The organism is Brevundimonas sp., assembly GCF_036400995.1.
GTDB lineage: Bacteria > Pseudomonadota > Alphaproteobacteria > Caulobacterales > Caulobacteraceae > Brevundimonas.
On the sequence record NZ_DASWWG010000012.1, the window covers coordinates 18,152 to 40,369 of the forward strand.

Genomic DNA, 22,218 nt, shown 5'->3' on the forward strand with positions numbered 1-22,218 from the left:
GATCGCCGGACTTCGCCATACGCGTTGCAGGCGCAGGAATTCGCTTCACTATCGGCGGTAGCCGGCGGCCCGCGCCGGCGCGTGGCGTAGCCGTCCGGGGGCCGACATCGTGCTGCATTGGCTTGTGATCATCGTGCTGGCGGTCTTCGTGTACCGGCAGGCCGAGGCGATCCGGCGGCTGGAGCGCCGCCTCGACGCCGCCCTGAAGGCCCTGGGTGGCCAGAAGAAACCGACGACCGCCGAGACGCTGGAAACCGTCATGGGCGATCCGCGCTGGTCGGAAGGCGCCGCGCCCAAGCCTGCGCCGAAGCCCGCGCCGGCGGCCCCGTTCGAAACCACGCCCGCCCCGCGCCCCGCCGCCGCGCGGATGGAGACGCCCGCGCCCCGGGCGACCGCCGCGTTCGATCCCCGCTTCAGCGGCGAACCGGAGCCGGTGAAGCCGCCGCGCGAACGGCGGACGGCGATCTCGACCTGGCTGGCCGAGAACGGACTGGCGTGGATCGGCGGCGGCGGACTGGCGCTCGGCGGCCTCCTGCTGGTGGTCTATGCGGCCCAGCAGGGCGTCTTCACCCCGCCGCTGCGCATCGCCGCGGCCGCCGCCCTGGGCGTGGCGATGATCGCCGCCAGTGAATGGATCCTGCGGCAGAAACAGGCGCCGGGCGGACGTCACCTCTTGGCCGCCGCCGTCGCCGCCGGAGCCGGGGCGGTGACCCTGTACGGCGCGGTCTGCGCCGCCTACGCCCTGTACGACCTGATCCCGTTCGCCGCCGCCGCCATCCTGACCGGCCTCATCTCTCTGGGACTTCTGGCCCTGTCGCTGCGCCACGGCGAGCCGCTCGGCCTGCTCGCCCTCGTCGGAGCGGCGGTCACGCCGTGGGTGACCGGGATCGACGCCTGGCCGTCCACGGTCCTGCTCGCCTGGGCCCTGCTGATCGGCGTCACCGGATTCACGATCAGCGCGATGCGCGCGTGGGGTTACGCCGCCCTCGTCACCGTCATCGGCCTGCTGCTTCTGGCGCTGTTCCCGGCGCCGGACGAGGGAGCGCTCCTGATCCTGCTGGCCGCGGTCGGCCCGGTCGCCGCGGTGCTGTGGCTGCGCCGGCAGGCCCCGGAGCCCAATCCCGCCGGTCGCAAGGTGCTGGGTCACCAGCCCGGGATCGCGGCCGTCCTGACCGCCCTCGCCGCCCTTCTGTCGTGGTTCCAGGCCCTGGCGCCGGGCGGCGGCGCGCCGACGGCGGCGGCCCTGTCAGGCGCGCTGGTGATCCTCGGCGCGGCGGCGGCCGTGCGGCGGATCATCCCGCCCATGGTGTTCGCCGCACCCGTCGCATCCGCGGTGCTGGCGATCCTTCTCGCCCTGACCCTCCCGGGCTGGGGCGCCGGTCCGCAGCCGGACCTTCCCTGGCTGCACGGGCTGACGGCCCTGATCCCCCTGGCCGCCCTCATCGGCGCCCTGAGGACTTCCGGATCACGCCGGACCGTCCTGCTGGGCGTCGGCGCCGTCGGCGCGGCGGTCACCGCCAGCGTCGGCTGGCGCCTGATGGACGACGCCGTCCTGACCCTGCCGTGGGCGCCCGCGGCGGTTCTCGGCGCCGCCCTGTTCCTGACCGCCGCCCTGATCGCCCGGACCTCGCAGAACCTGGCGAAAGACCGTGGCCTGGTGCTCTGGCTCGCGGCGGCCGCCGAGATGTCGTTCCTCGCCCTCCACGCCGCCCTGCCGGGTCGCTTCGAGCCGCTGGCGTTCGCGGCGGCGGCGCTGCTGCTTTCACTGGCCGCCCGGCGGCTTTCCTGGCCGGGGCTGGCCCAGACCGCCGTCGCGGGCGGTCTGTTCTCCCTCGCCGCCCTTTTCGCGCCGGAGGCGATGGGCGCGGCCCTCTCCGGCGCGCTGCCCCTGCCTTTCGCCATAGGCACGACCTTGCTGGCCGCCGCCCTGCTGTTCGCCGGGGCGCGACTGATGCGGCGCGACCGTCACCATGAGGCGGAGGCGCAGGCGACCCTGTCGCTGCTGGTCCTGCTGACCGGGCTGTTCGCGGGCCTCCACCTGCTCCTTTCCGGGCAACAGCCCGACGCCCTGTCGGGAGAGCTGTTCCGGGCCTCGGCGCGGACCCTGCTGCTGCTCAGCGCCGGACTGGCGCTCACCCTGAGGCAGGCCGAAGATGACGGCCCGATCGCGCGCTGGCGGACCCGGCTGGTGATCGGCGCGGGCGTTGTGCACGGAGCGCTGCTGCAGGGGCTGGTCCTGAACCCCTGGTGGGGTGGCGGCGCAGCGCCTGTCGGTCCGCCGGTGCTGAACACCCTGCTTGTCAGCTTCCTGGCGCCCGCCCTCCTGCTGCTGGCCTGCGGCGCGCGCCGGAAACCCGCCGACAACTGGAGCCGGGCCTGGACCATCAACGGCATCGCCTTCGGCTTCCTGTGGCTGGTCATGACGCTGCGCCACCTGTTCGTCGGCGACGCGATGACGGACGCCGTCATCGGCCGCGCCGAGGCCGCCGCCTACGCTGTCCTGCTGCTGCTCACCGCCCGGACCTTCGCCCATCCGCGGATCGGTGCGGCTTCCGGACTGCCGCAGGGCCTGCGCGAGACCGCGACGCCGGCGGGATGGCTGGCGATCGCCGTCGCCGTGGTCGTCTTCGGCTGGTGGTCCAGTCCGTGGTGGGGACCGGACACCGACCCGATGGCCTCGATGGCCCACGTCGCGCTCCTGTTCGGCCTGCATGCGCTCGGCGCCGGCGCGGCGTCCCAACTCCGGGGCCTGCCCGCGCCGCTGGACCGGGCCGGAACGGCGGTCGCCACCCTGATCCTGTTCGTCCTGATGACCCTGATGATCCGCGCCGCCTTCCATGGCGTGGATATGGGCGTCGACACCCCCGGCGGCGGTCTGGAAACCTGGACCTTCTCCGCGCTGTGGGCCCTGTTCGGACTGGGCGCACTCGTGCTCAGCGCGGGCCGGCACGATGTCGTCCTGCGCTGGGCGGGCCTGATCGTGCTGCTGGTCACGGCGGGCAAGGTCCTGTTCTTCGATCTCGCCCGACTGGAGGGCGTGACCCGCGCCGCGTCCTTCCTGGCGGTCGGCGCCCTGTTCCTGGCCGGAGCGCTCGCCGCGCGGCGGCTCAACCGGGCCCGCAGCGCCGAGCCTGACCCGGACGATGTCGGGACCTAGCGGTCGGCCTCGGCGAACCAGCGCAGGCGACAGGCCATGACGGCGGTCTCGCCCAGCCGCTCGACCAGTCGCCAGTTGACCACCGCCCCGACGGGCGCGCCGACCAGTGGCAACAGCTGCGCCATCTTGGCCAGATCGATGTGGTCCCGATATTCGATCTGGAAGGTTCGCCAGTCGTAGTCAGTCAGGACCTCGGGTTGATCGATATCGGCGATCCATCGCTCGAGATCGGCCAGCGCCTCAGGCCGCCGACGCGCGCTGGCGAAAGCCAGATGGAAGATGTGCAGCACGAACAGCCGTTCGCGCACGGAACCTCCCCCCCATCCGTAGGCGGCGACGATCTCGCCCAGCATCCGCACCTTGATCGCCATCAGAGCCGGGAAATCGGCGGCGGCCAGAACGAAACCGCCCGCACCCGCGACCCCGCCCTCGATGCTGGCGGTGTTCCGATAGGCGCGGATCGTCGCCCGGGCCTTCTCCTCGCGCGCCGCCAGCCCGCCCGCCGCCACCGGCTTCGCCTTCAACAGGTCCGAGCCGAACAGAATGCCCTTCGTCATCGCCTCGACGCCCGTGGTGATGATCTGATGCACTCGCTCGGGGATGACGCGGTTGATGCGGTCCTGGGTTCCGCGCGTCGCCCTGTCCCAGAGGCCGGGCCGCTTCAGCACCTTCGCCCGCCAGACCTCCATCTGCGCCCGCACCTCCCGCTCGTCGGCGACAGGGATCAGGGCCGTCGGCACATCCTCGGGCGCGACAAACTCGGGCAGGGTTTCGGGCGTGACGGTCATCTGGCGGGCAGGGTAGGACAGACCTCACGCGGCGTCACGGTTGCAGGCGCGCGCCAGCGGGTCTAGACCGCCGCCCGACAGCGGTATCGCACCGCACAATCCACCCTCGGAGACTGACAGTATGGCTCGCGCGAAGATCGCCCTTATCGGCGCCGGCATGATCGGCGGCACCCTGGCCCACGTTGCGGCGCGCGAAGCGCTGGGCGACGTGATCCTGTTCGACATCGCCGAGGGCACCCCGCAGGGCAAGGCGCTGGACATCGCGGAAGCCTCGGCCGTCTTCGGTCAGGACGTGGCCCTGAAGGGCGCCAACGACTACGCCGACATCGCCGGCGCCGACATCTGCATCGTCACCGCCGGCGTGCCGCGCAAGCCGGGCATGAGCCGCGACGACCTGATAGGCATCAACCTGAAGGTCATGAAGGCCGTCGGCGAGGGCATCAAGGCCCACGCCCCGAATGCCTTCGTCATCTGCATCACCAACCCGCTCGACGCGATGGTGTGGGCCCTGCAGAAGTTCTCGGGCCTGCCGAAGGAGAAGGTCGTCGGCATGGCCGGCGTGCTGGACTCGGCCCGCTTCGCCTATTTCCTGGCTGAAAAGACCGGCGTGTCGGTGCAGGACATCCACGCCTGGACCCTGGGCGGCCACGGCGACGACATGGTCCCGATGGTCCGTCACTCGACCGTCGGCGGCCTGCCGCTGCCGGACGCCGTCGCCGCCGGCTTCCTGTCGCAAGCCGATCTGGACGCCATCGTCGAGCGCACCCGCAAGGGCGGCGGCGAGATCGTGGCCCTGCTGAAGACCGGCTCGGCATTCTACGCCCCGGCGGAATCGGCCATCGCCATGGCCAAGTCCTACCTGCTGGACCAGAAGCGCGTCCTGCCGTGCGCCGTGTGGCTGTCGGGCGAGTATGGCCTGTCGGACCTGTACGTCGGCGTTCCGGCCCTGATCGGCGCCGCCGGCGTCGAGAAGATCGTCGAGTTCACCACCAACGACGAAGAAAAGGCGATGTTCGCCAAGTCGGTGGAGTCGGTCCAAGGCCTCATCCAGGCCTGTAAGGACATTGAACCGTCGCTGGCTTAAGGTCCGCAAAGGGGCGCTATCGCTCGCGACGCGGTCGCTCGCTGCTGGAGCGCAACCGCATCGCCCTCAAGCAGCGAGGCTCCGCGAGCCGAGCGATAGGGCCAAAAAGAACGAGGGCCGTGGAGCGATCCACGGCCCTTTTTCTTGCGCGCCGACCTGACGGTTGTGTCTGGCCGCAACCTGGGGAAGGGCGTAGGCTGCCCGCCGAAACGAAGGGAGACGCCCATGCTGCCCCTCATTCTGGCCTTGCTGGTCGATCCGGAGGCTGCGGCCACCGTACGGCCCGAGCCTGCGCCGCCGCCGGTGATCCAGCCCCAAACCTATCGGTTCCGCGTCCGCGGCGACTGCGAGAACCCGCGCATCCAGCAGGCCGGGCCCGCCCTGGCCACGGCCACGCCGCGCCCGGTCATGACCGACCTGATGCAGCGCGACGGCGACCCGGTGCGCGTCGACCTGTTGCTCGACCGGCGGATCGACGGTTGCTCCGCGCCGCTGACCACCGTCATCGATCCCTTCGCGCGGCGGCGATAGGCGCTCCGGAAAGCCGTCAGTTCCCCGCCGGCGGCGCGGTCGGCTGCGCCGGCGCGACATTGGCGAACAGGGCGCGGGCGAACTGGGTCAGCAACTGCAGCCAGATGTAGGTCGGCTCCTGCAACTGCTCGGCGCCGTCGGCCAGAAGCAGAACGTCATACTGGGCCAGAATGGTCGCGTCGCCGCCCGGGGTCGCCGGCGCGATCCAGACCGCCTTCAGGTACCGGCTTTCGCGGTTCCACGCCGTGACCTGGGCTTCTGTGATCGGGCCGGTGAAGATGGCGTTGTACTGAAGGTCGTCACAGCGGGTGCGGCACCCGAACAGGCTGAGGCTCCACGGCAGCGGGCTGTCCTGCACCCGAAGCAGAACACCGCCGTCCACGGGGGTCGGGCCGTCGACAGTCCCGCCCAAACCGACGAGCCAGGTCTTCACCTCGTCCGCCGTCACGCCCCGGCTCGGGGCCGCGGCCTGCGCGGGCGGCGGCGTCTGGGCGGCGGCCGGAACGGCGGCGAACACCAGCCCGGCGGCGGTGGCGAAAGCGGCGAGGGCGGTCAGTCGGCGCATGTCGATCTCCGTAAGGTTCGCGATCCAGCCGGACCGTCAGAGCGGAATTGTGGCCGAGCCTAATCCGCCCGGGGGTGAGCCAGCCAGTCCGCGGACGCCATTTCGTTCAGGCGCGACACCGTGCGCTCGAATTCGAAGGCGCCGACGCCCTTGGTGTACAGCGCCTCCGGCGGCGCCGCGGCGAGGGCCACCAGCCGGGTCTTGGCCTCATACAGGGCGTCGATCAGGGTCACGAAGCGGCGCGCCTCATGATGGTTGGCGGGCCCCAGCACCGGTACTTCATCGATGAAGACCGTGTGGAAGCGTTCGGCGATGGCCAGATAGTCCTGCGGGCCCAGCGGGCGGGCGCACAACTCCTCGAAGGTCGCCCGCCCCATGCCGCCCGCCGTGCGATCAACCGTCACCTCGCGGCCCAGCACCGTCAGATGCGCGGGCTCCTCCGGCTCGCCGCCCCGGAGCTCGGACCACAGGGTCTCGAAGGCGACGCGCTGGTCCGGGGTGAACCAGACCGGCGATCCCATCAGACGGTCCAGCCGCCAGTCACGCGCGCCGTCGATCTCGACCACCACGCAGCGCTTCTGGATCTCGGCGATGAAGGGCAGGAAGAGCTGCCGGTTCAGCCCGTTCTTGTAGAGGTCGATCGGCGCCCGGTTCGAAGTCACGGCCAGGACCACCCGCCGCTCGAACAGGGCCTCGAACAGCCGCCCCAGGATCATGGCGTCGGCGATGTCGGTGACCTGCAGCTCATCGAAGCACAGCAGCCTCGCCTCCGAAGCGATCAACTCCGCGATCGGCTCGATAGGATCGTCGCCCTTGTGGGTGCCGAAGACGGCCTGACGGGTCTTTCTGTCCCCCTTGCGCCATTGATCGACCAGCTTGTGAATGCGGGCCATGAAGGCGTGGAAGTGGGCGCGGGTCTTGCGCGCCTCGGGCGAGCTGGAGACGAACAGGTCCATCAACATGGACTTGCCGCGCCCGGGCGGTCCCCAGATGTAGAGCCCCTGCACCGCCGGCGGTTTGCCGAACAGGCTCTTCTTCGCCAGATCGAGCTCCAGCCGCTCCAGCGCCGCGATCAGCGGCTCCTGCGCCGGGTCCGGGACCAGGACGCCTTCCTCGATGCGGATGTCATAGGCGGAACGGATGCGGGAGGTCATCGCCCCCGGCATAGCTCCGCCGGGACGCCGAGAAAAGCGTCGATCACGGTTCGGCCATAAGCCCACTGTATGGGAAGCCGCTCGGTTCTCAGGCTGGTCCGTCCGCGGGCGGTTGGAAAACTGATTGCTTCGCGGCTGCGAAAGACTACATCGCAGCCTGCATCTTCGCGTTTCCGTCCGGCTCCTCTCCGCCGGGCCCGGGACGCCATCAGGGAATACGCAAATGGGCTATCGCGTCGCCGTCGTCGGGGCCACCGGCAATGTCGGTCGGGAGATGATGAACATCCTCGAGGAGGTCGACTTCCCCGTCGACGAAATCCACGCCATCGCCTCGCGAAAATCCAAGGGCGTCGAGGTCGCGTTCGGCGACCGCACCCTGAAATGCCAAGACCTCGAGCAGTTCGACTTCTCGACCGTCGACATCGTGCTGATGTCGGCCGGCGGCGGCGTTTCGAAGGAATGGTCGGAGAAGATCGGCAAGGCCGGTCCGATCGTGATCGACAACTCCTCGGCCTGGCGCATGGACCCGGACGTGCCGCTGATCGTGCCGGAAGTGAACCCGGACGACGTCAAGCTGGCGACGAAGAAGAACATCATCGCCAACCCGAACTGCTCGACCATCCAGCTGGTCACCGCCCTGCGTCCGCTGCACGACGCGGCGAAGATCAAGCGCGTCGTCGTCTCGACCTACCAGTCCGTCTCGGGCGCCGGGAAGGAAGGCATGGACGAGCTGTGGAACCAGACCAAGGCCATCTACGGCCTGGGCGACGCCACGCCGAAGAAGTTCCCCAAGCAGATCGCCTTCAACGTCCTGCCCTTCATCGGTTCGTTCCGCGACGACGGCTACACCGATGAGGAAGCCAAGATGTGGATGGAGACGCAGAAGATGATGGACCCGTCCATCAAGCTGACCGTCACCTGCGTGCGCGTCCCGGTCTTCGTCGGTCACTCGGAAGCCGTCACCGTCGAGTTCGACCGTCCGATCACCCCGGACGAGGCCCGCGCCATCCTGCGCGACGCCCCCGGCGTGCAGGTGGTCGATAAGCACGAGGCCGACGGCTACATCACCCCGGTCGACGCCGCGGGCGAGTTCGCCGTCTATGTCAGCCGCATCCGCAAGGACCACACGGTCGAGAACGGCCTGTCGTTCTGGGTCGTCTCGGACAACCTGCGCAAGGGCGCGGCCCTGAACGCCGTCCAGATCGCCCAGCTGCTGGACGAGACGGGGACGATCAAGTCGTCCTCCGGCTATCGCACCCTGACTGTCTGATCCTTTCCGTCTCGCCGCTCCCCCGGCGATGGAGGCTCCCATGACCACCGCCACCGGCTCCGACGCGAGCCGCCCCGCCCTGCTGTCCGCTTTCGGCTGCTATGTGCTGTGGGGGCTGATGCCCCTGCTGTTCATGGGGCAGCACGCGGTCGGATTCGACGCCTTCGAAATCCTGGCGCACCGGGCGTTCTGGGCGGTGTTCGTCGCGGGTCTTCTGGTGGTTCTGGCGAAACAGGGCGGGCAGGTGCTGGCGGTGTTCCGCTCGCCGAAGACCCTGGCCTGGCTGACGCTGTCGACGGCGCTGATCGCGGTGAACTGGGGCCTCTACGTCTGGGCCACCACCCACCACGCGACGCTGGAGGCCAGCCTCGGCTACTACATCAACCCGCTGCTCAACATGGTGGTCGGGTTGTGGCTGTTCCGCGAGAAGATCGACAAATGGGGCTGGGTCGCCATCGGTCTGGCGGCGGTCGGCGTCCTGTTCCAGGCGCTGGCCCTGGGTCGGCCGCCGTGGATCTCGATCGCCCTGGCCATCTCGTTCGCCAGCTACGGCGTCATCCGCAAGCGCGTGCCGGTGGAGGCGCAAACAGGCCTGTTCATCGAGTGCCTGCTTCTGGCGCCTCTGGGCCTGCTCTGGATCCTCTGGCTGGTGAACACCGGCGCGAGCGCCGGTTTCGACAGCCCGACCAACCTGCTGTGGGCGTTGGCCAACGGTCCGGCGACCGTCCTGCCGCTGGCCCTGTTCGCCTGGTCGGCCCGACGCCTGCCGCTGTCGACCATCGGCTTCATCCAGTTCCTGGCCCCGACGCTTCAGTTCGCGGTCGGCGTCTGGGCGGGCGAGCCCCTGACCGGCCTGCGGATCGCGTCGTTCGCCTTCATCTGGACCGGCGCGGGCGTCTTCGCCGCCGCGGCCTTCCTGCGCCAGCGGGCGGCCCGGCTGGCGCTGAAGAACAGCGCCAATGAGGTCGTGAACGGCTAGAGGGCCGCGTACAGCGCCCCGATCAGCCGCTGGGCGCGCGGGTCGCCGATCAGGTGCGGCGACTGGCGGGTCATGACATAGGCGGCCGACACGCCCGTCGCCGGATCGGCGAAGACGCAGGACCCGCCCCAGCCGCAATGGCCGACGGCGTCCGGATTGGTCCCGAAGATGTTGAGGCCCGCATTGCGGGTGAAGCCGGCGGCCCAGCTCATCTCATAGGGCAGCACCCGGTCCTGCCCGTGGATGCGCTCGCGCGTCGCGGCGGCCAGCACCTCGGGCGACAGGACAGACCGGCCCTCGAAGGCGCCGCCGTCCGACAGGATTCCGGCGATCCGCGCGAGGTCCAGCGCCGTGCCGTGCAGGTTGGCCGACGGGATCTCGATCATCCGCCACTCGGCCGAACCCCGCCCGCCGGGCGACGAGCCCTTGTCGAGGAAGGCGGCCTTCTTGATCGCGTCGATGTCACCCAGATTGGTGGCCTTGGTCGGCTTGCGCATCTGGGCCACGCGGTCGTGCTCGGCCTCCGGCAGGCCGATCCACAGGTCGAGGCCGGGGAAGTCCTGCCGCAGGGCCGCGCCCATGGTCCGCCCGTCGACGAGACGGAACAGCTCGCCCGCCAGATAGCCGATGACGATGGGGCTGTAGCCCGAGGCCGTCCCCGGCGCCCACATCGGCGCCTGGGCGCACAGCCGGGCCAGGGTCGCCTCGCGATCGAACCAGATTGCCGGATCCTCTGGCGCGTCGAAGCCCGGCAGGCCCGCCTGATGGCTCATCATCTGGCCGACGGTGATCTGGTCCTTGCCCGCCTGACCGAAGGCCGGCCAGTAGCTGGAAACCGGCGCGTCATAGTCCAGCAGGCCGCGCTCCACGCAGGTCGCGATCAGCAGGGCCATCACCGCCTTGCCGGTCGAGAACACCGGGGTCAGGGTCCGCTCGCCGAACGGAACCGTCCCCGCCGCATCGGCCGAGCCGCCCCACAGGTCGATGACCGTCTCGCCGCCGATCCGGACGCTGAACCGCACCCCCTGCTCGTTCAGCCCTTCGGGAGCCTCGATGAAATTGGCGGCGAAGGCGTCCTTCACAGCAGCGAACCGTGGCGGGCAGACGCCGTGGATATCGGGGAGGTCGGTCATGCGAGGGGTCTAGACCCGACGCCCGCCCCTGTCACCGCCGCCGGTCCGCCGACACCTCGCGCGCCGCCTCGAACTCGGCGCCGGCGTTCCAGCGCGGCCACTCGCGGCTGTCGGCCAGATCGCGGCCCACGGCGTAGAGCAGATTCACGTCCACGGCGGCGGCGTCCATCACCCAGTCCGGCGTCCATTCGTCCGAGGGCTTGTGGTAGCGGTTCTGGACGTAGTCGCGGCTGGGCGCGTTGTGGCCGGTGAAGCCGGCGGCGGCGAACAGGGCCGGCACGCCCATCCGGGCCAGCGGGAAGTGGTCCGAGCGATAGAAGCCGCCGGCCTGCGGCGCCGGGTCGGGGATCAGGCGGCGGCCCTGTTCGGTCGCGCGGCGCTCGACCCAGCGGTCCGTCTCGCTCTTGCCCGCGCCGATCACCACGATCTCGGGCGAAATCTCCGTCCCCGGAAGGAAGCTGTCCATGTTGATGTTGGCGACCGTCGTCTCCAGCGGCCAGACCGGGTTGGCGGCGTAATATTCGGCGCCCAGCAGGCCCGCCTCCTCGGCGGTCCAGGCGGCGAAGACCACTGAACGCTCCGGCGGCGTCCCTTCCTTGAACAGATGCGCCAGCTCGATCAGGGCAGCGACGCCGGTCGCGTTGTCCACGGCCCCGTTATAGATGTCGTCCCCGTTCTGCGGGGTGGCGCGGCCATAGGCGTCCCAGTGGGCGCCGTAGAGCACCGTCTCTTCCGGATGCTCCGAACCCGGAATGCGGGCCAGGATGTTGCGGCTCTCGATATTGGCGTGGGTCTGGCCGAAATTCATCGACATGGTCACGCCCGGCAATTCGACCGGTCGGAACTCCGGCGTCCGCGCCTGTTCCCGCAAGACGGCGTAGTCCAGGCCCGCGTCCCCGATCAGGGCCGCGGCGACATCGCCCTGGATCCAGCCCTGGGCCGGGACCCGCTCGGCCTCCCAGTTGGTGCGGACGATGTCGAAGTCGGGCGCCGTCGACGAGCCCTCCAGCACGCTCCAGCCGTATCCGGCCCCGGGGGTGTCGTGAATGACCAGCACCCCGGCCGCGCCCTGCCGCGCCGCCTCCTGGAATTTGTAGGTCCAGCGCCCGTAGAAGGTCATCGCATTGCCGTCGAAGCGACCCGCGACCGGATGCCCTTCCGGCGCGCCGAAGTCCGGATCATTGACGATCACGAGGATGATCTTGCCCCGCACATCCACGTCCTTGAAGTCGTCCCAGCCCTTCTCGGCCGCATCGACGCCATAGCCGGCGAAGACCACCGGCACGTCGGTCAGGGTGATCCGATCCACCGGCCGATCGCTGGCCACCAGCACCTGCGGGCCGCGCTCCAGCGTGCGGACCTGTCCGTTCACGGTGGCGGTGATGGTGGCCGGACCGGACTGCTGGGTCCGGCTCAATCGGGCGACCTGCACCCACTGGCCGTCAGGGCCGCCGGGCTCCAGCCCCAGCGCCTGGAACCGACTGACCACATAGTCGACGGTCTTCTGTTCGCCCGGGGTCGCGACGCCACGGCCCTCGAACTCGTCCGAGGCCAGGACCCGGGTGTACTCGTTCAGCCGGGCCGGATCCGCCTGCTGGGCGTGCGCGGCGCCCGCGAGACAGAGCAGCGCCGTGGTCGAAACGAGGATCGATTTCAGGCGCATGACTTCAACTCCGGACGGTCAGGAAGGACGACCACCCTGCCCCGTGAGGCCAAGCCAGTCCAGCACGCCGTCCGCCGCCACCACGCCTGAGGCGAAGCTGGCCTGCAACAGGTAGCCGCCGGTCGGGGCTTCCCAGTCCAGCATTTCGCCGGCGACGAAGACGCCCGGCACAGCCTTCAGCATCAGATCATCCGTGACCTGATCAAGCCGGACTCCCCCCGCCGACGAGATGGCGCGCTCCAGCCCCTGCACGCCGGTCAGCGTCAGACGCACCGCCTTGATCCGGCGCGCCAGCTTGTCCGCGCCCTCCGGGATCGGACCCGGGATTTCCCGCAGGAGGCCGACGGCCGCCGGAGACAACCCGCCCGCCTTGCGCAGCCAGTTGGACACGCTGTCCTTCCCACGCGGCTTGGCCAGCCGCGCCGCCAACGCCTCGACCGACAGGTCCGGACGCAGATCGACAACCAGCTCGGCCACGCCGTCGCGCTCGATGGCGTCCCGCAGCGCCGCCGACAGGGCGTAAACCGCGCCGCCTTCCAGGCCGTAGCGGGTCAACATCAGGTCGCCGCGCACCGACTGGCCGCCATGGCTGAGGCCGATGGTCTTCAGGGGTTCGCCCGCGAACCGCGCCTTCAGGACCTCGCTCCAGTCGACGTTGAAACCGACATTGGAGGGTCGGAACGTGGCCACCTCAACCCCCGCCGAGCGCAGATCCTCCGCCCACGATCCGTCCGAGCCCAGACGCGGCCAGCTGGCGCCGCCCACCGCCAGAACGACGGCGTCGGCCTGTTCGGTCGTCTCGCCCTGCGGACCGGCGAAGGTCCAGCCGCCGTCCCGGCGTCCGGTCCAGCGGGACCGGGTCCGCACCTCGACGCCCAGATCGGCCAGCCTGGCGAGCCAGGCCCGCAGCAGCGGCGAGGCCTTCATCGCCACCGGGAAAACCCGGCCGGAACTTCCGACGAACGTCGGCTGTCCCAACCCTTCGACCCAGCCGATCAGTCGGGTCGGCGAGAACCGATCAAGCCAGGGCGCAACGCGCGGCGTCGCCTCCGCATACCGAGTCAGGAAGACCTCCGTAGGCTCGGAATGGGTCAGGTTCAGACCGCCGCGTCCGGCCATCAGGAATTTGCGCGCCACGGACGGCATCGCCTCATGGACGATCACGCGGACGCCGCTGCTCGCCAGCCTTTCGGCGGCCATCAGGCCCGCGGGTCCGGCGCCGATCACATGGACGATGGTCATCACCGACCTGAAGCGCGGTTCGGGGCCCGGCGCAACCTCAGACCGCCGCCGCCTCGCGCTCGCCGGGGGCGTTGGGGTCAGGCGCGGTGGCGATCTTGCGGGTGTCCTGGCGGCGGGGCAGACGCCAGACCTGATGGTCCTCGAACCGGTCGCCGGTCCAGGCGACTGCGGTCACGACGATCTCCCCCGCATCCCATTCAATCCGGTTGAAGCTGGGCGGCGCGCCCCGTTCCCGATGGGACAGGGTCCCACATCCCACCGCATAGGAGCAGTGATCGCCGAGCTGGATCGGAAGGGCGAAGGGGACATGGACATGACCGGTCGTGATCAGGTCGACCCCCGCCTCGGCGAAGATCAGGGCCGCGTCGTCGCCGCGTTTCACATCCCCGGTCATCGGCGTACCGATCATTTCGATCAGCGGGTGATGGCAGGCCAGCACCCGCAGCGCCCCGACCGGCGCCTGACGCAGGGCCGCCGCGGCCTTGCGGGTCTGATCCAGATCGATCACCCCCTTCGACCAGTTCGGCCGCGCCTGCCAGCCGCGCGCCGTGACCACCCCGCGCACCATCAGGTCCGGGCTCAGGAACTGGTGATCGTGGGCCGGGTGTCCGGTCGCCCGCTCGAACGCCTTCCACGGATGGAACAGGCGGGCGGCCAGACTCCAGTAGGGCACGTCGTGATTGCCGACGATGACGAAGCGGGGATCGGGCATGCGCCGGATCCATTCGGCCGCCGCGTCGAACTCGTCCGGGAAGCCCTGCTGGGTGATGTCTCCGGTGATCAGGATCAGGTCGGCGGTATTGGCGTGGGCGTAGTCCAGCGCCGCTGAACAGGCCCGCCGGTGTTCACATCCGAAGTGAATGTCCGAAAACTGGAGAATACGCCCCACTAGACCGAGTCCTCGGCCGCCGGCGGGACGGGAGCCAGGGCGCGGAAGGCCTTGCGGATGAACCGGACGCCGGCGGTGTGACGCAGCTGCACCGGCTCGCCGTCGATGACGGCCGGGATGCGCGAGCGGGCGCGGATGGCCACCTTCTGCGTCGCCCGGGTCGTGACGGCCGGATCCTGTCGCCAGTCGTCCATCACCGCATGGGCCGCCAGACGGAAGGCCTCCATCGCGTCGCTGGGATTCATGGCGGCCGCCTCCAGCCCGGTGTTCTCCTCCATCGCGCGGGAGATCATGGGGCTGATCAGGACCAGCGCCTCTGCGCGCCGTTCCGGTCGGGCGTCGAGCGAGAAGCGCAAGCGGCCGCTGAACGCCCTCTTCAACGCCCGGCGGGCATGCAGCCAGGCCAGTTTCAGCTTGCCGGTCCGCATCGCCTCGCGGGCCGGCGCCCACAGGGCCGGGGAGCCGAAAATCGCCGCGCAATAGAAGGACTGGGTGAACGCGCCGTCCGAGACCTCGCCGCCCGCCACGGACTGGGGCGCGCCTTCCTCCAGGGCTCGGCGCAGGGCCAGCTTCCAGTCCGCCGTGCCGTACAGCGCCTTGGGCAGCATGTTCATCGTCCCGCCGGGCAGGGGCGCGACCAGAGGTCCGTCCGGGCCCGCCCGCGATGCGATCGTCCCCGCCGTGCCGTCCCCGGCGAGGACGAACAGGACGTCCGGCTTCGCGTCCAGCGCCTCGCTGATCTGGGCGTCGAAGCGCCCGCCCTCCAGCGCGACGACCGAGGAGTCGCACCCGTAGTCGGCCAGTATCGCCTCGGCCTCGCCCGCGGCGCGCGGCCCGACGCTGCCGGACAGTGGATTCACCAGCATGATCACGCGTGAAATCGCGACGTGCGGGGTCAGCTCATGCGCTTCGGCGGCCACGTCCAATGCCGCGTCCGCCGGTTGTTCAACCGTAGCCGTTATCTCGCCCATGCCGCCCGAACGCTTCGCCCGGGCGGATGTTCCGGCGGACCCTGGCTGACGAAGGGCTTACTTCTTCAGCTCTTCGGTCGCGGCGGCGGCGCCGGCCTGGGCCGCGTCACCCGCCTTGCCGGCCGCTTCGCCCGCGACGTCCACCGCCTCGTCGGCGACCTTGGGCGCCTCGCCCCTGACCGTAGCGATCCCGGCGGAAATCCAGCCGTCCATGATGGCGCCGCCCTCGGCCAGCGACCGTTCCTTGATGCCCAGCACGGCGGTCAGAACGCCGAACACCGCCAGCAGCGTCACCAGCACCCCGACCAGCGGGTTGGCGCCGCGCCGACGCTTGGTCCGCGCCCACACCGGGCTGTGATCGTCGTCCGCCATGCGAACCGGTTCAGAAAAACGCATACGAAACCCCCGTCTGCACCCGATTTCCCGACGAAGCCCTCCGCAACGCCGGTGCAAAGCCTAATACAGGCTTAACCCCGATCATAGGCAGGGGAACCGTCACGCTTATCCAGCGTTCTCACCCCAAGGGGGAAACCCGAGGGATGAAGGAATAGCATTATGAAGAAGGCGATCATCGCGGTTGCGGCCGTGGGTCTGATGGCTTCGGCCTGCGCCAGCGACCCCTACTACGGCGGCACCAACGAAACCGTGCGCCAGGGCGCCATCGGCGCGGGCATCGGCGCCGTCGCCGGCGCCATCATCGGCAACAACGTGGGTGACGGCAACGCCGGCACCGGCGCGGCCATCGGCGCCGTCGTCGGCGGCGCCGCGGGCGCGATCCGCGGCTCGGCCCAGGACCGCGCCAACCAGCAGCGTTACCGCGACAGCCAGGGCCGGTACTACTATTGCTACGACGGCCGTCAAAACGAGTGTTACTGGGAAAACGGCTCGCGCCGCTACTAGGATTCGCGGGTCGTAGAGACCGGAATTTGGGGGCGGTTCGTCGAGAGGCGGACCGCCCTTTTTCGTGGGTTGAGAGGGGATGGGTATGATGAAACGGGTGATCGTGATCGCGGCGGGCGCGGCAGTGCTGGCGGGGTGTTCCTGGACGCCGGGGTTCCGGGACCGGAGCGCCGTGGTGGCGGAGCCGTCTCCGTGCGCGACCAAGCGGTTCGACGTCTATTTCGCGGAGAACGAGGCCCGGCTGACGAGCGCGGCGCTGCAGGCGATCGGCCTGACGGCGACCCAGCTGCAGGGCTGCGAGATCCAGCGGGTGCAGGTGATGGGACTGGCCTCCGCCACGGGCGACGTCCAGAGCAACCTGAGCCTGTCCGAGCGCCGGGCCATGGCGGTGGCCGAGGCGCTGGTCGCCGCCGGCTGGCCGACCCCGGCCTTCGAACTCGGCGCCGTGGGCGACGCGGGCGCCACGACGGCGGAAGGAACCAACGAGCCCCTGCGCCGCCGGACCGAGGTGGTGGTCGAGGCGACACCGCGCCGCTGACGGCGGACAGTGACGACCGGGGGTCGGGGCGGCTAAGGTCGCCCGGTCCCGAACGAGAGACCGTCGCGTGCGCCGCCTGTTCCGCCTTCTGATCCTGCTGGCCCTGATGCTGGCGCCCGCCGGTTTCGCATGGGCGCAGACCGGACCGGGGGCCGGACCCCAGCGCACCGACGAGATCGAGGCGGAACTGGTCTCCATGAGCCGCTGGGCCGCGCCCGGCGGCACGGCGGTTGTCGCCGTCCGGCAGCAGATCGAGCCCGGCTGGCACACCTACTGGCGCAATCCCGGCGACTCCGGCGGACCGACGACGCTGGACTGGACCCTCCCGACGGGGGTGACGGCGGGCGAGATCGTCTGGCCGCTTCCCGAGCGGCAACGGCTGCAGGGCCTGGTCAACTACGGCTACGAGGGGCGGGTCTATCTGCCCGTGCCGGTCGAGATCCCCGCGAACGCCCGGCCCGGAACCACCCTGCCGCTGAGGGTGAAGGCGCTGTTCCTGGTGTGCAGCGACGAGATGTGCATCCCGCGCGAACTGACCCTCGGCCTCGACCTGCCCATCCGCGAAGGCGCGGCCCCGCAGGACGCCGCCCACGGCGCCGCCATCGCCCGCATCCTGGAGCAAGCGCCGCGTCCGGCTGGCGTCACCGCCCGGGTCGCGCTGGAGAACGGGGTCCTGACCCTGACCGCCACCGGCGGCCCGCTGGCCGGCGGCGATCCCGGGCCCAGCTATTTCTTCCCGTTCGAGAGCGGGACCATCGACCATGCCGGCCTGCAGAGCGGCTCGTGGGGCCCGAACGGCCTGACCCTTGTGCTGAACGCGGGCGGGCGACTGGCGAACGGCGGCCTGACGGGGCCCGTCTCCGGCGTTCTCGCCACCTCGAAGGGCGCTTTCGAGATCACCGCCGAACCCGGCCCGCCCCTGCCGGGGGCCACCGGGTCGGGCGAACTGGACCCGCTGGACGCCGCCGCCCCGACGCCCGGCAACGGACCCGACGCGACCGGCTGGGCCGTCTTCGGGCAGGCGATGCTGTTCGCCCTGCTGGGCGGACTGATCCTGAACCTGATGCCCTGCGTCTTCCCCATTCTGGCGATGAAGGCGGCGGCCCTCGCCGCCTCGGCCCATGATCCAAAGCGCTCGCGCCGCGACGGTCTGGCCTTCCTCGCGGGCGTCCTGACCACCTTCCTGCTGCTGGCGGCCGTGCTGCTGGGGCTACGGGCGGCGGGCGAGGCCGTGGGCTGGGGCTTCCAGCTGCAGTCGGCGCCGGTGACGGCCGGGCTGGCCCTGCTGATGCTGGCGGTGGCGCTGAACCTGTCCGGCGTCTTCCATGTCGGCGGCGGCCTGCAGGACGCGGGCTCCGGCCCGCTGTCCCGCCTGCCGGGCGGCGTCGGCGCCTTCTTCACCGGAGCCTTGGCGGTCGTGGTCGCGGCGCCCTGCACCGCCCCCTTCATGGCCTTCGCCCTGGGCGCGGCCCTGCTGATGCCCTGGCCGATGGCGCTGGCCGTCTTCCTGATGCTGGGTCTGGGTCTTGCCCTGCCCTATGTCCTGATCAGCCTCAGCCCGCGCCTGCTGGCGAAACTGCCCCGTCCCGGCGCCTGGATGGAGCGGCTGAAGAACCTGCTGGCCTTCCCGATGTACGGCGCCGCCCTGTGGCTGGCCTGGGTGTTCGGCAACCAGACGGGCGCCGAGGGTCTGGGCCTGCTGTTCGTCGCCGGACTGGCCGCCGCGGCGGGCCTCTGGCTGGTCGGCGCCGGTCAGGGCGAGCGGGCATTGGGCCGTCGCGGCGCGATCCACGCCGTCGCCGGCGCCGTCCTGCTGCTGGTCGCGCTGGGCGCAGCCACCCTCGCCGCCCGCGCGCCGGTCGAGAGCCGGGAGAACGGGGCGGCGGGCGAGACCGGCGCACTGGCCTCCGCGCCCTGGTCGCAGCAGGCGGTCGACGCCGCCCTCGCCGAAGGCCGTCCGGTGCTGGTCAATTTCACCGCCGACTGGTGCGTGACCTGCAAGATCAACGAGCGCACCTCCCTGACCACCGCGGGCGTCAAACGGGCGATGGCGGAGCGCCGGGCGATCTACCTGGTCGGCGACTGGACGCGGCGTGATGACGCGATCACCGCCGAGCTGCAGCGGCACGGCCGTTCGGGCGTTCCCCTGTACCTGCTGTATCGCCCCGGTCAGGCCGAGCCGGAGGTGCTGCCGCAACTTCTGACCGAAGGCGTCGTCGTCGAGGCGCTGAAGCCCTGACCCCCAAAACGGAGATCGCCGTGGCCCGCATCCTGACCGTCGCCCTCGCCGCCCTGTCTCTGGCCGCCTGCCAGCAACAGGCCGACGCTCCCGCCGAAAAGGCCGGGGCGCCCGCGGCGGCCGCTCCGGCTGCGGCCGGCATGCCCATGCCCGGGGCCCAGGCGCCGGCCTTCACCCTGGTCGACGCCGACGGCGTACAGCGCAGCCTGGCGGATTTCCGCGGAAAGATCGTGGTCCTGGAGTGGACCAATGAAGGCTGCCCCTATGTGCAGAAGCACTACTCCGGCGCCATGCAGGCCCTGCAGCGGGAGGCGGGCGAGGACGGCGTGGTCTGGCTGAGCGTCATCTCATCCGCGCCGGGAACGCAGGGCTTCGTCGAGGGCGACGGCGCCCGAAGCTGGAAGGCCCGGACCGGCGCCCATTCGACCCATCTGCTTCTGGACCCGGACGGCCGGGTCGGCCGCACCTACGGCGCGAAGACCACCCCGGACATGCGGATCATCGATCGCGAGGGGCGGCTGGTCTATGTCGGCGGCATCGACGACAAGCCGACGAACGACGTCGCCGACCTTCAGGGCGCGACCAATTTCGTCCGCGCCGCGCTGGATGACGTCATCTCCGGCAAGCCGGTGCGCACCGCCTTCGCCAGCCCCTACGGCTGCTCAGTGAAGTACGCGGACGAGGCGTAGGCGCGCCCGTCAGACCGGCGGCTGCGGCGGCGCGGTGATGACCTCGACGTTGTCGTTGAGGAGGTAGTGAAGTTCGTCCAGGGCCACGCGGCGTTCCGCCGGGGTGGCGGCCGTGCGGACGGCCTCAACCTTCTTGGGCATGTCCTCGGAGATGCCGCGCAGGATGCATTTCAGGTCGCCGTCCGTGCCCCGTTCCTTGAGGATCAGGTGGCCCTGCATGTCGAGGTCGGCGAGGGCGGTCGTGTCCCGGACCAGAAGGGCGAACTCTTCCGAGGTTCCGAAGGCCGCGTTGTCGGCCGCGCCCGCGGAAATCCAGGTGCCGACGATGCCGCGCATGGCCGTCGACCGGGTGACGATCTCGGCGAACAGGGGCTCGCTCGCGACCGAGACAGGCGCGCCGGCCACGGCCGGGGGCTGCTCCGCCGCGAGGGCGACGTTGGGGTCGGTGAGCAACAGGGAGATCGCGAGGGCGGCGCCGCAGGACATGAGCAACCTCAATTGTTTTGCCGAATCACGGATTCGACGTTGAACCGGCTTACGCCCGACCCGTAAACGAGGGTTTACGACTCCCCATTCGCCGACTGCCCCCGAGATCGCCGATGACCGCCCGCAAACAAGCCCTGGACCTGCTCCGCGCCGTGGCGCGCAAGGATTCCGGGGCCCGCATCGCCCACCATTTCGCCACCGACCCCGGTCGGCTGGACCGGATGAGCGTCGATGCGGCGGGCCTGTATCTGGACCTGTCCAAGCAGTCGTGGAGCGCGGAAGGGTTCGAGGCCGCGCTGGACGTCGCCCGCGCCTGTGACGTCGAGGGGCGGCGTAACGCCCTGTTCGGCGGCGAGGCGGTCAACAACACCGAGGGCCGGGCGGTCCTGCACCCCGCCTTGCGCGCGGTCGAGGGCGCCGACTTCCACGCCCTGGGCGAGGCCGTGTCGAAGGAGGTCGACGAGACCCGGGCCGCCATGGCCCAGTACGCCGCCGACATCCGCTCGGGCGCCGAGACCGGCGGCACCAAACAGCCGTTCACCGCCATCGTGCACATCGGCATCGGCGGGTCGGATCTGGGCCCGCGCCTGCTGTGGGACGCGCTGAAGCCGCTGGAACCGACCATCGACCTGCGCTTCGTGGCCAACATCGATCCGCGCGACATGGCCGAGGCGCTGGCAGGGCTGGACCCGGAGACGACGCTGGTCGTGGTCGTGTCCAAGACCTTCACCACCCAGGAGACGCTGGCCAACGCCGAGCTGGCCAAGGCCTGGCTGGCCGAAAGCCTGTCGCCGCGCCGGATGGTGCGCCACCTGATCGGCGTCACCGCCGCGCCCGAGAAAGCGAAGGACTGGGGCTGCGGCCGCACCTTCGGTTTCCGTGACTGGGTCGGCGGCCGCTATTCGCTGTGGTCGGCGGTCAGCCTGTCGGTGGCCGTCGCCCTGGGCTGGGACGTCTTCGAGCGGGTGCTGGACGGCGCCCGGGCCATGGACGAACATTTCCGCGAGGCCGACCTGGAGAAGAACGCGCCGGTGCTGATGGCCCTGGCGCAGGTGTTCAACGTCGAGGGCCTGGGCCGCCCCGCGCGCACCGTCGCACCCTACGCCCACGGCCTGCGCCGCCTGCCGGCCTTCCTGCAGCAGCTGGAGATGGAGTCGAACGGCAAGCGGGTGAAGCGCGATGGCGCGCCGGTGGACACCGCCACCGGGCCGATCGTGTTCGGCGAGCCGGGCACCAACGGCCAGCACGCCTTCTTCCAGCAGATTCACCAGGGGCCGATGGTGGTCCCGGCCGAGTTCGTGGTCGTCGGCCACACCTCGGAGGCGGCGATGGACGACCGCGAGGGCGACGCCCCGCTGTGGTCCAACGCCCTCGCCCAGGCCCAGGCCCTCATGGTCGGGAAGACCGAGGCCGAGGCGCGCGCCGAGCTGATCGCCGCCGGGACCCCGGAGGCCGAGGCCGACCGCCTGGCCCCGCACAAGACCTTCCCCGGCGACCGGCCCTCGACGACCCTGCTGATGGACGCCCTGAGCCCCGAGGCGGTCGGCGCACTGCTGGCCCTCTATGAGCACAAGACCTTCGTCGAGGGCGTGATCTGGGACATCAACAGCTTCGACCAGTGGGGCGTCGAACTGGGCAAGGTGCTGGCCAGGGCGGTCCTGAAGGACGTCGAGGCCGGGGGGCCGAGCGCGGAACTGGACCCGTCGACGGCGTCGTTGATGGCCCGACTGATGGGCTAGCCGAACGAAACCTCCCCGGCCGCGTTGACGCGACGGACGCAGAGAGGGGCGCATGCAGCTGTTGATCGAACTGGCCGTCGCGACCGTCATGGTTCTCGCGACCGTGGCTATTCACGGCGCGGGGCTGATGGTGCTGGGGCGGGCGTTGGTCGCCCATGACGCACGACGCGGCGATCCGCGCCTGAATCCGCTGTCGGCGGA

The 22,218-nt window shown here is 70.6% G+C and carries 20 protein-coding genes; 10 read left to right on the top strand and 10 right to left on the bottom strand.

The window, feature by feature from the left end; genetic code table 11:
• The first annotated feature begins 109 nt into the window (after window positions 1–109).
• Entirely contained in the window at window positions 110–3,157 is a 3,048-nt protein-coding gene (locus VGE03_RS01350) for a DUF2339 domain-containing protein (protein ID WP_331044670.1), read from the top strand.
• Here VGE03_RS01350 and VGE03_RS01355 read toward each other — a convergent pair.
• Window positions 3,154–3,945 carry an EcsC family protein gene (locus VGE03_RS01355; protein WP_331044671.1) on the bottom strand — a complete coding sequence of 264 codons (792 nt, stop codon included), beginning with the start codon at window positions 3,943–3,945 and terminating at the stop codon, window positions 3,154–3,156. The two genes, VGE03_RS01350 and VGE03_RS01355, sit on opposite strands and share 4 nt — an antisense overlap.
• A 121-nt stretch (window positions 3,946–4,066) precedes the next feature.
• Between VGE03_RS01355 and mdh the strand changes: the two genes are divergently transcribed.
• The gene (gene mdh / locus VGE03_RS01360; protein WP_331044672.1) at window positions 4,067–5,029 is read left to right on the top strand and encodes a malate dehydrogenase; all 963 of its coding nucleotides are present in this window, start codon (window positions 4,067–4,069) and stop codon (window positions 5,027–5,029) included.
• Between the two features lie 225 nt (window positions 5,030–5,254).
• Entirely contained in the window at window positions 5,255–5,560 is a 306-nt protein-coding gene (locus tag VGE03_RS01365; protein ID WP_331044673.1) for a hypothetical protein, read from the top strand.
• 16 nt (window positions 5,561–5,576) lie between these two features.
• On the opposite strand, the gene VGE03_RS01370 is transcribed toward VGE03_RS01365, so the two are convergent.
• A complete protein-coding gene (locus tag VGE03_RS01370; protein WP_331044674.1) occupies window positions 5,577–6,125 on the bottom strand; it encodes a hypothetical protein in 549 nt (182 codons plus the stop codon).
• 59 nt (window positions 6,126–6,184) lie between these two features.
• Window positions 6,185–7,279, bottom strand: a complete 1,095-nt coding sequence (gene zapE / locus VGE03_RS01375) for a cell division protein ZapE (protein WP_331044675.1) — start codon at window positions 7,277–7,279, stop codon at window positions 6,185–6,187.
• A gap of 223 nt (window positions 7,280–7,502) precedes the next feature.
• Here zapE and VGE03_RS01380 point away from each other — a divergent pair, with 223 nt between their 5' ends.
• Both VGE03_RS01380 and rarD read left to right on the top strand, forming a co-directional pair.
• Window positions 7,503–8,549 carry an aspartate-semialdehyde dehydrogenase gene (locus tag VGE03_RS01380; protein ID WP_331044676.1) on the top strand — a complete coding sequence of 349 codons (1,047 nt, stop codon included), beginning with the start codon at window positions 7,503–7,505 and terminating at the stop codon, window positions 8,547–8,549.
• Window positions 8,550–8,589: 40 nt separating this feature from the next.
• Window positions 8,590–9,528, top strand: a complete 939-nt coding sequence (rarD, locus tag VGE03_RS01385; RefSeq protein WP_331044677.1) for an EamA family transporter RarD — start codon at window positions 8,590–8,592, stop codon at window positions 9,526–9,528.
• On the opposite strand, the gene VGE03_RS01390 is transcribed toward rarD, so the two are convergent.
• The 6 genes from VGE03_RS01390 to VGE03_RS01415 all read right to left on the bottom strand — a co-directional run bounded on the left by VGE03_RS01390 (window position 9,525) and on the right by VGE03_RS01415 (window position 15,822).
• On the bottom strand, window positions 9,525–10,661 hold the full coding sequence (locus VGE03_RS01390) for a serine hydrolase domain-containing protein (protein ID WP_331044678.1): 1,137 nt from the start codon (window positions 10,659–10,661) through the stop codon (window positions 9,525–9,527). The two genes, rarD and VGE03_RS01390, sit on opposite strands and share 4 nt — an antisense overlap.
• A gap of 31 nt (window positions 10,662–10,692) precedes the next feature.
• Window positions 10,693–12,324 carry a M28 family peptidase gene (locus tag VGE03_RS01395; protein ID WP_331044679.1) on the bottom strand — a complete coding sequence of 544 codons (1,632 nt, stop codon included), beginning with the start codon at window positions 12,322–12,324 and terminating at the stop codon, window positions 10,693–10,695.
• Between the two features lie 18 nt (window positions 12,325–12,342).
• Window positions 12,343–13,566, bottom strand: coding sequence for a TIGR03862 family flavoprotein (locus VGE03_RS01400; protein WP_331044680.1), 1,224 nt, complete (start codon window positions 13,564–13,566; stop codon window positions 12,343–12,345).
• Between the two features lie 37 nt (window positions 13,567–13,603).
• Complete coding sequence (locus tag VGE03_RS01405; RefSeq protein ID WP_331044681.1) at window positions 13,604–14,455, bottom strand: metallophosphoesterase; 852 nt, start codon at window positions 14,453–14,455, stop codon at window positions 13,604–13,606.
• A complete protein-coding gene (locus VGE03_RS01410; RefSeq protein WP_331044682.1) occupies window positions 14,455–15,375 on the bottom strand; it encodes a diacylglycerol/lipid kinase family protein in 921 nt (306 codons plus the stop codon). The genes VGE03_RS01405 and VGE03_RS01410 overlap by 1 nt, the downstream gene beginning before the upstream one ends.
• 108 nt (window positions 15,376–15,483) lie before the next feature.
• Complete coding sequence (locus tag VGE03_RS01415) at window positions 15,484–15,822, bottom strand: hypothetical protein (protein ID WP_331044683.1); 339 nt, start codon at window positions 15,820–15,822, stop codon at window positions 15,484–15,486.
• A gap of 159 nt (window positions 15,823–15,981) precedes the next feature.
• Here VGE03_RS01415 and VGE03_RS01420 point away from each other — a divergent pair, with 159 nt between their 5' ends.
• From VGE03_RS01420 to VGE03_RS01435, 4 genes are all read left to right on the top strand, one after another.
• The gene (locus VGE03_RS01420) at window positions 15,982–16,326 is read left to right on the top strand and encodes a YMGG-like glycine zipper-containing protein (protein WP_331044684.1); all 345 of its coding nucleotides are present in this window, start codon (window positions 15,982–15,984) and stop codon (window positions 16,324–16,326) included.
• 88 nt (window positions 16,327–16,414) lie between these two features.
• Window positions 16,415–16,864 carry an OmpA family protein gene (locus VGE03_RS01425; RefSeq protein WP_331044685.1) on the top strand — a complete coding sequence of 150 codons (450 nt, stop codon included), beginning with the start codon at window positions 16,415–16,417 and terminating at the stop codon, window positions 16,862–16,864.
• Window positions 16,865–16,931: 67 nt separating this feature from the next.
• Window positions 16,932–19,103, top strand: a complete 2,172-nt coding sequence (locus VGE03_RS01430; RefSeq protein ID WP_331044686.1) for a protein-disulfide reductase DsbD family protein — start codon at window positions 16,932–16,934, stop codon at window positions 19,101–19,103.
• 20 nt (window positions 19,104–19,123) lie between these two features.
• A complete protein-coding gene (locus tag VGE03_RS01435; protein ID WP_331044687.1) occupies window positions 19,124–19,792 on the top strand; it encodes a thioredoxin family protein in 669 nt (222 codons plus the stop codon).
• 9 nt (window positions 19,793–19,801) lie between these two features.
• Here the strand turns inward: VGE03_RS01435 and VGE03_RS01440 are convergent, their stop codons facing one another.
• Window positions 19,802–20,278, bottom strand: coding sequence for a hypothetical protein (locus VGE03_RS01440; RefSeq protein ID WP_331044688.1), 477 nt, complete (start codon window positions 20,276–20,278; stop codon window positions 19,802–19,804).
• A gap of 113 nt (window positions 20,279–20,391) precedes the next feature.
• On the opposite strand from VGE03_RS01440, the gene pgi reads away from it, so the two are divergent.
• Window positions 20,392–22,017 (top strand): glucose-6-phosphate isomerase, encoded by a 1,626-nt coding sequence (gene pgi, locus VGE03_RS01445; protein WP_331044689.1) that lies wholly within the window; start codon window positions 20,392–20,394, stop codon window positions 22,015–22,017.
• Window positions 22,018–22,218: the final 201 nt, after the last annotated feature.

Coding starts and splice junctions, on each gene's coding strand:
- VGE03_RS01355 (WP_331044671.1), bottom strand. CDS start 3,945: ATGACCGTCACGCCCGAAACCCTGCCCGAGTTTGTCGCGCCCGAGGAT.
- mdh (WP_331044672.1), top strand. CDS start 4,067: ATGGCTCGCGCGAAGATCGCCCTTATCGGCGCCGGCATGATCGGCGGC.
- VGE03_RS01365 (WP_331044673.1), top strand. CDS start 5,255: ATGCTGCCCCTCATTCTGGCCTTGCTGGTCGATCCGGAGGCTGCGGCC.
- VGE03_RS01370 (WP_331044674.1), bottom strand. CDS start 6,125: ATGCGCCGACTGACCGCCCTCGCCGCTTTCGCCACCGCCGCCGGGCTG.
- zapE (WP_331044675.1), bottom strand. CDS start 7,279: ATGACCTCCCGCATCCGTTCCGCCTATGACATCCGCATCGAGGAAGGC.
- VGE03_RS01380 (WP_331044676.1), top strand. CDS start 7,503: ATGGGCTATCGCGTCGCCGTCGTCGGGGCCACCGGCAATGTCGGTCGG.
- rarD (WP_331044677.1), top strand. CDS start 8,590: ATGACCACCGCCACCGGCTCCGACGCGAGCCGCCCCGCCCTGCTGTCC.
- VGE03_RS01390 (WP_331044678.1), bottom strand. CDS start 10,661: ATGACCGACCTCCCCGATATCCACGGCGTCTGCCCGCCACGGTTCGCT.
- VGE03_RS01395 (WP_331044679.1), bottom strand. CDS start 12,324: ATGCGCCTGAAATCGATCCTCGTTTCGACCACGGCGCTGCTCTGTCTC.
- VGE03_RS01400 (WP_331044680.1), bottom strand. CDS start 13,566: ATGACCATCGTCCATGTGATCGGCGCCGGACCCGCGGGCCTGATGGCC.
- VGE03_RS01415 (WP_331044683.1), bottom strand. CDS start 15,822: ATGCGTTTTTCTGAACCGGTTCGCATGGCGGACGACGATCACAGCCCG.
- VGE03_RS01420 (WP_331044684.1), top strand. CDS start 15,982: ATGAAGAAGGCGATCATCGCGGTTGCGGCCGTGGGTCTGATGGCTTCG.
- VGE03_RS01425 (WP_331044685.1), top strand. CDS start 16,415: ATGAAACGGGTGATCGTGATCGCGGCGGGCGCGGCAGTGCTGGCGGGG.
- VGE03_RS01440 (WP_331044688.1), bottom strand. CDS start 20,278: ATGTCCTGCGGCGCCGCCCTCGCGATCTCCCTGTTGCTCACCGACCCC.
- pgi (WP_331044689.1), top strand. CDS start 20,392: ATGACCGCCCGCAAACAAGCCCTGGACCTGCTCCGCGCCGTGGCGCGC.